This is a genomic window from Variovorax paradoxus (assembly GCF_000834655.1).
GTDB classification, from domain to species: Bacteria; Pseudomonadota; Gammaproteobacteria; order Burkholderiales; family Burkholderiaceae_C; genus Variovorax; species Variovorax paradoxus_F.
The window spans coordinates 26470-38936 of record NZ_JXQQ01000031.1; the positions used below are offsets into that span (position 1 = coordinate 26470).

Below are 12467 nucleotides of genomic sequence, written 5' to 3' on the forward strand. Positions count from 1 at the left end.
GTACGCGGCCCGGCGGCCGCGAACGTCAGTCGTTTACTGCAGCGCTTGCACGCCGGCGACGAGCCAGCCGCCACCGCCGCTGGTCGGCTTGGTCATGTTCCACACTTCGCGGAACGGACCGGGGCCTGCCGAGGCGTCTTCGCGGATCATGCCGGAGAACTCCACGCTGGCCATGTAGGCGTCGGGCAGTTCTTCGATGCCGAGCAGCTTGGCGTCGAGCATCACCACTTCGGTCTTGTTCGACGCGCCACCGGTGTGGCTCGCACGGTCGGCCAGCTGGGTGCGGATTTCCTCGACCATTTCGTCGGTCATCATCGAGCGCAGCATCGACACGTCGGCGCGGTCCCATGCATCCTGCAGCGTCACGAAATTGCGCTTGGCGGCGCCGAGGAAGCCTTCCACGTCGAAGCCCGCGGGGATGCCCCAGGACTGCGAGCCGCCGAGAGCAGAACCGATCATGCTGCCGCCCGCTGCAGCGCCTGCTGCCGAGAGGCTGCTGCCATGGCGGTCACCGTCGGCCGGCGTAGCGTCGAAGGCGGTTGCCGAACGCTCCCATGGGCGTGCCGAGGCATCGTTGCCCACATTGGCGGGGCTGTATTGCACCGGTGCGCTGGCGTTGGCGGGGTTGCCGCCGGCGCCCTGGAAGGCGAATCCGCCTTGGTTATTGGCACCGTTCGAAGCAGCCGAGCGTGCCTTGAAGATGCGCCACACGGCCAGCGCTGCAAAGATCAACAGGCCGATCAAGAGGATGTTGGCAAACCCGGCGCCCAGGCCCAGCGAGCTGGCGAGCCACGCGAGGCCGAGGCCCGCGGCGAGACCGCCGAGCATCGCGCCCCACGGGCGCTTCGGTGCGGCAGCGGCGGGCGCGGGCGTCGCGGGCTTGGCCGCCGAGTTGGTCGCGTTCTGCTGCGCAGGCGCTGCAGGCGGCGTGGACTGGCGCTGCGTCACGTTGGACGACTGGCGGCCGAAGGACTTGCCGCCGCCCACACGGGCAGCGTCGGCCTGCACGCTCACGAGCACCAACGCAGCTGCCAGGAACAAAGAACTCAAACTTTTCATGTCGTCTCCTCTAGAGCGAAAAATTTCGCTTCATCAACACTTGATTCCAACATGCAGGGCAGCGATGCCCCCCGTCATGTTGTGATAGTCCACATGTCCGAAACCGCCCTCTTTCATGAGGGTCTTGAGCTCCTCTTGCGAGGGATGCATGCGGATGGATTCGGCCAGGTAGCGATAGCTCGCGTCGTCGCCGGCCACGAGCTTGCCAAGGCGCGGCAGCACGTTGAAGGAGTACCAGTCGTAGGCCTTGGTGAGCGGCTTGGCGATCTTGGAGAACTCGAGCACCAGGAGCTTGCCGCGCGGCTTGAGCACGCGGTTCATTTCCTTGAGCGCGACGTCCTTGTGCGTCATGTTGCGCAGGCCGAAGGCCACGGTCACGACGTCGAAATGGTCATCGGGAAACGGCAGCTTCTCGGCATCGCAGACCAGCGTGGGCAGTGCGACGCCGGCATCGAGCAGGCGATCGCGGCCGGTGCTCAGCATGGCCTGGTTGATGTCGGTGTGGACCACCTGGCCGGTGGCGCCGACCTTCTTGGCGAAGGCGAGCGCGAGGTCGCCGGTGCCGCCCGCGATGTCGAGCACGCGCGAGCCTTCGCCCACGTTCGCCACCATCACGGTGTAGGCCTTCCACGCGCGATGCAGGCCCACCGACATCAGGTCGTTCATGACGTCGTAGCGCGAGGCGACCGAATCGAAGACGCCGCGGACACGTTGCGCCTTCTCGCTTTCGTCGACTTTCTCGAAGCCGAAGTGGGTTGTACTCATGCAACCGATGTTAGGCCGGAAGCCTACACATCAAGGCGACGACCCCGCGCCCACGGCGGGCATTTGTTGCTTTTTCTTCAAATGAAGAGACGCTGCAACGCGCGTCCCTGCTGACTGCGGGGCTATCGTTTCAATAGCACCTGAAGATTTGAAAGCATCAGTGGCTGCTGCACGAGGGACCGCTCTTGTCGATCATCGGCGCATCGCGATCGACGCCCGCTTCGGCCAGCCGACGTTCGTACTGGGCCCACAGGTCGGCCTGGTTCGCGCCGAGTTCGTAGAGCACGTCCCACGAATAGATGCCGGTGTTGTGGCCGTCGCTGAAGGTCGGCTGCACCGCGTAGTTGCCGACGGGTTCGAGGTCGGCGAGTTCCACATCGCGCTTGCCCGTCTGCAGCACTTCCTGGCCCGGGCCGTGGCCCTGCACTTCGGCCGAGGGCGAATAGATGCGCATCAGCTCGAACGGAATGCGGAAGGTCGCGCCGTCCGAGAAGCCCACCTCGAGCACGCGCGACTGGCCGTGCACGGTGATCGATTGCGGCGTCGGTGCGCCCGGTTTCAAGCCTGCCATGGGGAATCCGTTCGGAAAATTCTCGGGAGGGGCGCAGTATGCCGCGCCGCCGTGCCCGCACGCGCTCCCTGCTGCGAATACCAGCGCTTAGCATCGCAGGATGCAGACAAGCCAAACCCATCGACCATCGCCCCCGAACTGGGCAGCCCTTGTCCTCTGCGCCGCCCTGGCAGCCGGTTCCGCCGTGCCGGCGCATGCATTCCTGGGTTTGCTCGGAAAAGCCGCAGGCAAGGCGGCAACCGCGGGCAAGGCGGCGGGCACGGCCGGCAAGGGTGCCGCGGTCGGCGCCGGCGCCGTCGCCGCGGAGAGCGCAACGGGCGTGGCAGGTGTTGCCGGCAAAGGCGCAGCCGCACTGGGCGACGATGCGGCGCATGCCGCGCAGTTCGGGACGCGGGCCGGAGGCCCTGAATTCAGCGCCGTGAACGCCGCGCTGCCACCCGAGGTCGCGGCCTATCTCGCCAAACCCGCGAAGGACCTGACACCCAAGGACACCTCGCGCATGATGGCCAGCTACCGCCAGATGGTCGAGCGCGCGGGCAAGAGCGGCGACTTCACCGCGGTCGAGCGGCTGCCCACCTCGGCGGGTACAGGCCGCACGCTGCCTGTGAACGAGACGGCCAAGCCGGCCACGTCAGCGCCCAAGACCGAAGCATCGACCCCGTCGACAAGCGTGCCGTCCGCGCTGCCCATTCACGCACTGCGCGTGCTGGCCCATGCATCGCATGCGGGCAACCGCGAGGCGCAGGCAGAGCTTGACCGTGTGTGCCGCGATGGCAGCGTGGCATCGAAGCGCTTCTCGGTGGAGATGCGCGCCACGCCGGAATTCAAGGAGACCTGCGCGAACCGCAAGCTGGCGGCGACCCGCACGGCCTCCGCGCCCTGAGCGCCGCGTTCAGCCCTGCAGCAGCGCCAGCCGGCGGGCCATCTCGGCCTCCGCTTTCGGCAGCAGCGCCTGCACGTCCGCCACGCGATCGACCGGTGCCGGTCGCTGCGCGGCCGCCCAGAACGGCGCGGGAAAGTGGCTGTCCCACTCGAAGCGCGCGATCACGTGCCAGTGCAGGTGCGGCACCATGTTGCCGAGCGCGGCGAGGTTGATCTTCGTGGGCATGAGTTGATCGCGCAGGCATTGCTCGACCACCGTGACCGCTTCCATGCACAGCACGCGGTCCGCGGCGTCGAGGTCCGAGAACTCCGGCGCATGCTCGCGCCAGATCACGCGATAGAAGGCCGGGAAGCCCGCTTCCTCCGCATGGATCACGCGCAGCTTCGCGCCCTCGAACACGACGCGGCCGCCAGGGCCATCGCAGAAGGGGCAACCGTGCTGCGCGGTCACACCAGCACCCGCTCGATGCCGCCCTGGTTGGCCGCGGCCACGTACTTGGGCATCCAGTCGTCGCCCAGGATCTTGTTGGCCATCTCGACCACGATGTAGTCGGCTTCGAGGAGGCCATTGTTCAGGTCGTTGCCGTAGCGCGAGAGGCCCTGCAGGCAGCTCGGGCAGCTGGTGAGGACCTTCACGTTGTCCTTGGCGCCGACCTGGCCCGCGTCGCGCAGTGCGGCCTCGCCCTTCTTCAACTCCTCTTCCTTGCGGAAGCGGATCTGCGTGGAGATGTCGGGCCGCGACACGCCCAGCGTGCCCGATTCGCCGCAGCAGCGGTCGTTCTTGAGCACGTTGTCGCCGACCAGCGCCTTCACCGTCTTCATCGGGTCCTGCAGCTTCATCGGCGAGTGGCAGGGGTCGTGATAGAGGTAGCCGCCACCGCCCGCATCGGCCAGCGTGATGCCCTTCTCGAGCAGGTACTCGTGGATGTCGATGATCCGGCAGCCCGGGAAGATCTTGTCGAACTGGTAGCCCTGCAGCTGGTCGTAGCAGGTGCCGCAGCTCACCACCACCGTCTTGATGTCCAGGTAGTTGAGGGTGTTGGCCACGCGGTGGAAGAGCACGCGGTTGTCCGTGATCATCTTCTCCGCCTTGTCGAACTGGCCGCTGCCGCGCTGCGGATAGCCGCAGCACAGGTACCCCGGCGGCAGCACCGTCTGCACGCCCGCGTGCCAGAGCATGGCCTGCGTGGCCAGCCCGACCTGCGAGAACAAACGCTCCGACCCGCACCCCGGGAAATAGAAGACCGCCTCGGTCTCCGAGGTGGTCGCCTTCGGGTCGCGGATGATCGGCACGTAATCTGCATCCTCGATGTCGAGCAGCGCGCGCGCCGTCTTCTTGGGCAGGTTACCCGGCATCTTCTTGTTGATGAAGTGGATCACCTGCTCCTTGACCGGCGCCGGCCCGAGCGTCGCCGGCGGCGCACTGGTCTGCTTCTTCGCAAGGCCTCGCAGCAGGTCGTTGGCCAGGCGCTGCGCCTTGAAGCCGATGCCCACCATGCCCGCGCGCACCGCCTTGATGGTCTGCGGATTGGTCGCGTTCAGGAAGAACATCGCAGCCGCATTGCCGGGCCGGAAGCTCTTCTGCCCCATCTTGCGCAGCAGGTTGCGCATGTTCATCGACACGTCGCCGAAGTCGATCTTCACCGGGCAGGGCGTCAGGCACTTGTGGCACACGGTGCAGTGGTCGGCCACGTCCTCGAACTCTTCCCAGTGCTTGATGCTGATGCCGCGCCGGGTCTGCTCTTCATAAAGAAAAGCTTCGACCAGCAGCGAGGTCGCGAGGATCTTGTTGCGCGGGCTGTACAGCAGGTTGGCGCGCGGCACGTGCGTCGCGCACACCGGCTTGCACTTGCCGCAGCGCAGGCAGTCCTTCACGCTGTCGGCGATGGCGCCGATGTCGCTCTGCTGCATGATCAGCGACTCGTGGCCCATGAGGCCGAAACTCGGCGTGTAGGCGTTGGTCAGGTCGGCGTGCAACGTGACCGCTTCGCCCGCCGGCGCGCGCAGCAGCTTGCCCTTGTTGAAGCGGCCTTCGGGGTCGACGCGGGCCTTGTATTCGGTGAACGGACGCAGTTCTTCGTCGCTCAGGAATTCGAGCTTGGTGATGCCGATGCCGTGCTCGCCCGAGATCACGCCATCCAGGCTGCGCGCCAGCGCCATGATGCGCACCACCGCGGCATGCGCGGTCTGCAGCATGTCGTAGTTGTCGCTGTTCACGGGGATGTTGGTGTGCACGTTGCCGTCGCCCGCGTGCATGTGCAGCGCGACCCACACGCGGCCCTTGAGCACGCGCTTGTGGATGGCCGTGCACTCGGCCAGGATCGGCGCGAACTCGGCGCCCGAAAAAATTTCCTGCAGCGGCTGGCGCAGCTGCGTCTTCCAGCTCGCGCGCAGGCTGTGGTCCTGCAATTGCGGGAACAGCGAATCGACGTTCTGCAGCCAGCCAGCCCAGAGCGCGCGCACCTCGTGCACCAGCGCCACGGCCTGCGCCACGCGGTCTTCGAGCAGCTCGGCCGCCGGAATCTCGTGCGCGTCGTCGGTCTTGCCCAGCGGCAGGTTGCCGCGCGTGAGGAAGGTTTCGAGCTCGTCGGTGAGCGCCAGCTTGTTCTGCAGCGACAGCTCGATGTTGATGCGCTCGATGCCGTCGCTGTACTCGGCCATGCGCGGCAGCGGGATCACCACGTCTTCGTTGATCTTGAAGGCGTTGGTGTGCTTGCTGATGGCGGCCGTGCGCTTGCGGTCGAGCCAGAATTTCTTGCGCGCCTCGGGGCTGATGGCGATGAAGCCTTCGCCGCTGCGCGAGTTGGCGATGCGCACCACCTCGGAGGTGACGCGCGCCACCGCATCGGCGTCGTCGCCCGCGATGTCGCCGAACAGCACCATCTTCGGAAGGCCCCCGTGCTTCTTGGATTTCGTGGCGTAGCCCACGGCCTTCAGGTAACGGTCGTCCAGGTGTTCGAGGCCCGCCAGCAGCACGCCCGAGCGCTTCTGCTCGGCGAACATGAAGTCCTTGATCTCGACGATGCTTGGCACCGCGTCCTTCGCGTTGCCGAAGAATTCGAGGCACACGGTGCGCGTGTGCGAAGGCATCTTGTGCACCACCCAGCGGCAGCTGGTGATGAGGCCGTCGCAGCCTTCCTTCTGGATGCCCGGCAGGCCCGAGAGGAACTTGTCGGTCACGTCCTTGCCCAGTCCTTCCTTGCGGAAGGTGCGGCCGGGGATGTCCAGCCGCTCGGTGCGCAGCTTGGTCTTGCCGTCGGCCGCGAAATACTGCAGCTCGAACAGGGCGCTCTCGGCGTCGTGGATCTTGCCCAGGTTGTGGCCGATGCGAGTGACTTCGAGCCACTCGGCCTCCGGCGTCACCATGCGCCACGAGGCGAGGTTGTCCAGCGCCGTGCCCCAGAGCACGGCCTTCTTGCCGCCGGCATTCATCGCGACGTTGCCGCCGACGCACGAGGCTTCGGCGGAAGTCGGGTCGACGGCGAACACGAAGCCCGCGCGCTCGGCCGCATCGGCCACGCGCTGCGTGACCACGCCGGCTTCGGTCCAGATCGTCGGCACGGGGTCGGCAAGGCCGGGCAGCGCGATGTGCTCGACCTCGGTCATCGCCTCGAGCTTCTCGGTGTTGATGACGACGCTGTTCCAGGTCAGCGGAATCGCGCCGCCGGTGTAGCCGGTGCCGCCTCCGCGCGGAATGATGGTCAGGCCCAGCTCGATGCAGCCCTTGACCAGGAGCGCCATCTCGGCCTCGGTGTCGGGGCACAGCACGACGAACGGGTACTCCACGCGCCAGTCGGTCGCATCGGTCACGTGCGACACGCGCGAGAGCCCGTCGAACTTGATGTTGTCCTTGGCGGTGAGCCGGCCCAGCACGCGCGTGGCCTTGCGGCGCAGCGCCGCGACGTCGCGGAACTTGGTGTCGAAGGCAGCAACCGCATCGCCGACCAGCGCAGTCAGCTCGCCGACCAGCTGGTCGCGCGGCATGTCGCTGTCGGGGGTGCGGCGCTTCTGGACTTCGGCGAGCCGGTGGCGCAGGGCCTCGACCAGCTGGCCGCGTCGGCGCGGGTTGTCCAGCAGGTCGTCGACGAGGTAGGGGTTGCGCTGCACCACCCAGATATCGCCCAGCACCTCGTAGAGCATGCGCGCCGATCGGCCGGTGCGGCGCTCGGCGCGCAGGGTCTGCAGCAGTTCCCAGCCGCGTTCGCCCAGCAGGCGAATCACGATCTCGCGATCGGAGAAGCTGGTGTAGTTGTACGGGATCTCGCGCAGTCGGACAGGCTCTGCGGCCTGTGCCAACAGCGTGTTCAACGCGGTCGGAGCATTCATCGGGTGGGGCCCTTGGCCAGGCGCTGCGCGCCCATGTAGCCGGGGGATGGATTTTAGGGCAGGCCTTGGGGTCTTGCCTCGTGACCTTGCCCTTGCCCTTGTGCTAGAAGCACCCGCCCCGCCGATCCGCCTGGCCGCCGAAGGTCACGGCACCCGTCGCAGAGCGCCGGCTCAGAGGCTCAGAACAGCACGCGGCTGCGGATCGTCCCGTTCACCTTCGCCAGCTTTTCCAGCGCCAGATCGGACGAGGCGGCGTCGATGTCCGTCACCACGTACCCGACCTTCTCGTTCGTCTGCAGGAACTGGGAGGAGATGTTGATGTTGTTGTCCGAGAAGATCTTGTTGATCTCCGACAACACGCCCGGCACGTTCCGGTGGATGTGCAGCAGCCGGTGCTTGCCCGGGTGCGCGGGCAGCGCCACCTCGGGGAAATTGACCGACGAGGTCGAGGTGCCGTTGTCGCTGTACTTCACCAGCTTCTCGGCCACTTCGAGCCCGATGTTGGCCTGCGCCTCCATCGTCGAGCCGCCGATGTGCGGCGTGAGGATCACGTTGTCCAGGCCCCGCAGGGGCGACTGGAACTCGTCCTTGTTGCTGCGCGGCTCCACCGGGAACACGTCGATCGCGGCTCCCAGGAGCTTCTTTTCCTTCAGCGCGCCGGCCAGCGCGTCGATCTCGACCACGGTGCCGCGCGAGGCGTTGATGAGGATCGAACCCGGCTTCATCGCAGCGATCTCGGCCGCGCCGATCATCCACTGCGTGGCCTGCGTCTCGGGCACGTGCAGCGTCACGATGTCGCTTTGCCCCAGCAACTGGTGCAGGTCGCGCACCTGGCGCGCGTTGCCCAGCGGCAGCTTGGTGACCACGTCGAAGAACGCCACGTGCATGCCCAGCGCCTCGGCCAGCACCGACAGCTGCGCGCCGATCGAGCCGTAGCCCACGATGCCCAGCGTCTTGCCGCGGATCTCGAAGGCGTTGTCGGCCGACTTGAGCCAGCCGCCGCGGTGCGCGACCGCGCTTTTTTCGGGCACGCCGCGCAGGAGCAGGATGGCTTCGGCCAGCACCAGCTCGGCCACAGAGCGCGTGTTCGAATAGGGAGCGTTGAACACCGCCACGCCATGTTCGCGGGCCGCTTCCAGGTCGACCTGGTTGGTGCCGATGCAGAAGCACCCGGCGGCCACCAGCTTGTGGGCTGCGGCAAACACTTCGGCCGTCAGCTGCGTGCGCGAGCGGATGCCCAGGAAGTGAACGTCGGCGATCTTCGCCTTCAGTTCGGCGTCGGGCAAGGCACCCGGCAGCGACTCGATGTTGGTGTAGCCGGCGGCGCGCAGCACCTCCACGGCCGAGGGGTGGATGCCCTCGAGCAAGAGGAACTTGATCCTGCTTTTGTCGAGGGAGGTTTTGCTGCTCATGGCGGTCTCGCAAAGGGCCCTGGCCGTGGCGACAAGCTGGGCCAAAAAAGGGAGGGCGATGCTAGCATGGTGCGGCGCAGCATGCAGGGCCGCAACCCGCGCCGGGCTTGGTCTCAAAGGGGTTTCCCCGATTGGAAGATGACAGCGGTCCGTGCGCCAATGTGACGCGGCTGTGTCATCCACATGCCCTAGCATCCGCGCTTTCATTTTCCCTTCAGGAGTCTTCATGCGATTCAAGACGCTCGCGCTGGCATCGGCGTTGGCCGCGACCACGCTGTTCAACGTGGCACAAGCCCAGACCGAGATCCAGTGGTGGCATTCCATGACCGCCGTCAACAACGAGTGGGTCAACGACCTGGCCAAGCAGTTCAACGAGAGCCAGAAGGAATACAAGATCGTGCCGACCTTCAAGGGCACGTACGACGAATCGATGACGGCTTCCATCGCGGCGTTCCGCTCGGGCAACGCACCGCACATCCTTCAGGTGTTCGAGGTGGGCACCGCCACCATGATGGCCAGCAAGGGCGCGATCGTGCCGGTCGGCCAGGTCATGAAGGACGCGGGCGAGAAGTTCGACCCGGCCGCCTACATTCCTGCCGTGGCCGGTTACTACACCGCCCCCAACGGCCAGATGCTGAGCTTCCCGTTCAACAGCTCCACCACCATCTTCTATTTCAACAAAGACGCGTTCAAGGCGGCCGGCCTGCCGACCGACAAGGCGCCATCGACCTGGCCCGAGGTGGTCGCGGCAGCGGCCAAGCTCAAGGCGAGCGGCCACAAGTGCCCGTTCACCACCGCCTGGCAGAACTGGACCCAGCTGGAGAGCTTCTCGGCCTGGCACAACGTGGAATTCGCGACCAAGGCCAACGGCCTGCAGGGCCTGGATACGCGCCTGAAGGTCAACTCGCCGCTGCACCAGCGCCATGTGGAGAACCTGGCCAGCATGGCCAAGCAGGGTCTGTTCGTCTACAAGGGCCGCGGCAACGTGCCCGAGGCCTCGTTCGTCTCGGGCGAGTGCGCCATGATCAACACGTCGTCGGGCTTCTACGGCAATGTGGCCAAGAACGCCAAGTTCGCCTATGGCCTGGCACCCCTGCCCTACTACCCGGACGTGCCGGGTGCACCGCAGAACACCGTGATCGGCGGCGCAAGCCTCTGGGTCATGTCGGGCAAGAAGCCGGCCGAGTACAAGGGTGTGGCCAAGTTCTTCAGCTTCATCTCGACGCCTGAAGTGCAGTCCGCCAGCCACAAGCGCACCGGCTACCTGCCGGTGACCACCGCCTCGTACAAGCTCACCGAGGACTCGGGCTTCTACAAGCAGAACCCCGGCACCGACGTGGCCGTCACGCAGATGATCCGCAAGGTCACCGACAAGAGCCGCGGCATTCGCTTGGGCAACTACGTGCAGATCCGCGCCATCGAGGACGAAGAGCTCGAACAGGTCTGGAACGGCAAGAAGACCGCCAAGGAAGCCCTGGACGCCATCGTCACGCGCGGCAACGAGCAGCTGGAACGCTTCCAGAAGGCGAACAAAAGCTAACGATTGACGGCCGGGCCTTCGTGTCCGGCTAATATCGCCCGCCCCCGTTCGCTCTTGCACAAGGGCGGGCCGGGCGGGATTTTTTATTCAGAGGGATCATGGAAAAACGCGTTTTCTTTCGCTCGGGCTGGCTGCCCTGGCTGCTGTTGACGCCGCAGATGGCGGTGATCCTCGTGTTTTTCTTCTGGCCGGCGGCACAGGCCATCCTGCAGTCGCTGCAGCAGCAGGACGCATTCGGCACCTCGGTCGAATTCGTCGGGCTGCAGAACTTCAGGGAGCTGTTCCACGACCCAGCGTATGCCGAGTCGTTCAAGACCACCGCGGTCTTCTCGCTGCTGGTGGCCAGCATCGGCATCAGCCTGTCGCTGATGCTCGCGGTGTTCGCCGACCGCATCGTGCGCGGCGGCATGTTCTATAAGACGATGCTGATCCTGCCCTACGCCGTGGCGCCCGCCGTGGCCGCCGTGCTGTGGGTCTTCATGTTCTCGCCCTCGCTGGGCGTGGTGGCCTACGCGCTCGGCAAGCTCGGCATCAACTGGAACCACCTGCTCGACTCCGGCCATGCCATGACGCTCATCGTCATGGCCTCGGTGTGGAAGCAGATCTCCTACAACTTCCTGTTCTTCCTGGCGGGGCTGCAGTCCATTCCGAAGTCGCTGATCGAGGCCGCGGCCATCGACGGCGCGCGCCCGTGGCGCCGCTTCTGGACCGTGCAGTTCCCGCTCCTGTCGCCCACCACGTTCTTCCTCTTGGTGATCAACGTGGTCTACGCTTTCTTCGACACCTTCGCGATCGTCGATGCGGCCACGCAGGGCGGCCCGGGCAAGGACACGACCATCCTGGTCTACAAGGTCTACCACGACGGCTTCAAGGGCCTGGACCTGGGCGGCTCGGCCGCGCAGTCGGTGGTGCTGATGGTGATCGTGGTGGCGCTGACCGTCATCCAGTTCCGCTACGTCGAGAAGAAAGTGCAGTACTGATGAAGCAGCAAGAAAAAATCGAACTGGGCGGAGCACGGCATGGTTGAGAAGCGCGGCACCCAAGGCATCCTGGCCCACGTCATCATGATCCTGGGCGTCCTCATCGTCGCCTTCCCGCTCTACCTGGCGTTCGTGGCGTCCACGCACACCGCCCAGGAGATCGTGCAGGCGCCGATGCCGCTCCTGCCCGGCTCCAACATCGTCGACAGCTACAAGGGCGCGCTCTTCGGGCGCGAGAACAGCGCAGGCTCCAACGCCCCGGTGGCGCACATGATGTGGGTGAGCTTCGTGACTGCGATGGTGATCGCCATCGGCAAGATCACGATCTCGCTGCTGTCGGCCTTCGCCATCGTCTACTTCCGCTTTCCGTTCAAGAAGATCTGCTTCTGGGCCATCTTCGTGACGCTGATGCTGCCGGTGGAGGTGCGCATCCTGCCCACCTACAAGGTGCTCTCGGACCTGAACATGCTGAACACGTACGCGGGCCTCACGGTGCCGCTGATCGCGTCGGCCACGGCGACCTTCCTGTTCCGCCAGTTCTTCCTCACGGTGCCGGACGAGCTCACCGAGGCCTCGCGCATGGACGGCGCGAGCCCCATGCGCTTTTTCTTCGACGTGCTGCTGCCGCTCTCGAAGACCTCGATCGCGGCGCTGTTCGTGATCCAGTTCATCTACGGCTGGAACCAGTACCTCTGGCCGCTGCTGGCGACCACGAGCGAAGACATGTACCCCGTGGTGGTCGGCATCAAGCGAATGATCGCCGGCGGCGACGGGCAGAACGAATGGAACGTCGTGATGGCCACCGCCATCCTCGCGATGCTGCCGCCCGCGCTGGTGGTGGTCTTGATGCAAAAGTGGTTCGTCAAGGGCCTTGTGGACACTGAAAAATAAGTTATGGCTGCTCTTTCCCTACGCAACGTCCTCAAGCGCTA

General features: G+C 65.8%; 10 protein-coding genes. 4 read left to right on the forward strand and 6 right to left on the reverse strand.

Annotated elements, in window-relative coordinates:
• Positions 1-33: 33 nt before the first annotated feature.
• The 3 genes from RT97_RS14990 to RT97_RS15000 form a co-directional block, all read right to left on the reverse strand.
• On the reverse strand, positions 34-1059 hold the full coding sequence (locus tag RT97_RS14990) for a Tim44 domain-containing protein (RefSeq protein WP_042579590.1): 1026 nt from the start codon (positions 1057-1059) through the stop codon (positions 34-36).
• A gap of 33 nt (positions 1060-1092) precedes the next feature.
• A complete protein-coding gene (gene ubiE / locus RT97_RS14995) occupies positions 1093-1824 on the reverse strand; it encodes a bifunctional demethylmenaquinone methyltransferase/2-methoxy-6-polyprenyl-1,4-benzoquinol methylase UbiE (protein WP_042579591.1) in 732 nt (243 codons plus the stop codon).
• 157 nt (positions 1825-1981) lie between these two features.
• Complete coding sequence (locus tag RT97_RS15000) at positions 1982-2395, reverse strand: gamma-butyrobetaine hydroxylase-like domain-containing protein (RefSeq protein ID WP_042579592.1); 414 nt, start codon at positions 2393-2395, stop codon at positions 1982-1984.
• 184 nt (positions 2396-2579) lie between these two features.
• On the opposite strand from RT97_RS15000, the gene RT97_RS15005 reads away from it, so the two are divergent.
• Positions 2580-3278 carry a hypothetical protein gene (locus RT97_RS15005; RefSeq protein WP_155403818.1) on the forward strand — a complete coding sequence of 233 codons (699 nt, stop codon included), beginning with the start codon at positions 2580-2582 and terminating at the stop codon, positions 3276-3278.
• A 9-nt stretch (positions 3279-3287) separates the two neighbouring features.
• On the opposite strand, the gene RT97_RS15010 is transcribed toward RT97_RS15005, so the two are convergent.
• The 3 genes from RT97_RS15010 to serA all read right to left on the reverse strand — a co-directional run bounded on the left by RT97_RS15010 (position 3288) and on the right by serA (position 9015).
• Positions 3288-3728, reverse strand: a complete 441-nt coding sequence (locus tag RT97_RS15010; RefSeq protein ID WP_042579594.1) for an HIT family protein — start codon at positions 3726-3728, stop codon at positions 3288-3290.
• Positions 3725-7603 carry a DUF3683 domain-containing protein gene (locus RT97_RS15015; RefSeq protein WP_042579595.1) on the reverse strand — a complete coding sequence of 1293 codons (3879 nt, stop codon included), beginning with the start codon at positions 7601-7603 and terminating at the stop codon, positions 3725-3727. Before RT97_RS15015 ends, RT97_RS15010 begins: the two co-directional genes overlap by 4 nt.
• Positions 7604-7782: 179 nt before the next feature.
• Positions 7783-9015 (reverse strand): phosphoglycerate dehydrogenase, encoded by a 1233-nt coding sequence (serA, locus tag RT97_RS15020; protein ID WP_042579596.1) that lies wholly within the window; start codon positions 9013-9015, stop codon positions 7783-7785.
• A 226-nt stretch (positions 9016-9241) separates the two neighbouring features.
• On the opposite strand from serA, the gene ugpB reads away from it, so the two are divergent.
• From ugpB to ugpE, 3 genes are all read left to right on the forward strand, one after another.
• Positions 9242-10555 (forward strand): sn-glycerol-3-phosphate ABC transporter substrate-binding protein UgpB, encoded by a 1314-nt coding sequence (gene ugpB / locus RT97_RS15025; RefSeq protein ID WP_042579597.1) that lies wholly within the window; start codon positions 9242-9244, stop codon positions 10553-10555.
• Positions 10556-10653: 98 nt separating this feature from the next.
• Complete coding sequence (gene ugpA / locus RT97_RS15030) at positions 10654-11535, forward strand: sn-glycerol-3-phosphate ABC transporter permease UgpA (protein WP_042579598.1); 882 nt, start codon at positions 10654-10656, stop codon at positions 11533-11535.
• A gap of 39 nt (positions 11536-11574) precedes the next feature.
• Positions 11575-12426, forward strand: coding sequence for a sn-glycerol-3-phosphate ABC transporter permease UgpE (gene ugpE, locus RT97_RS15035; protein WP_042579599.1), 852 nt, complete (start codon positions 11575-11577; stop codon positions 12424-12426).
• Positions 12427-12467 lie beyond the last annotated feature (41 nt).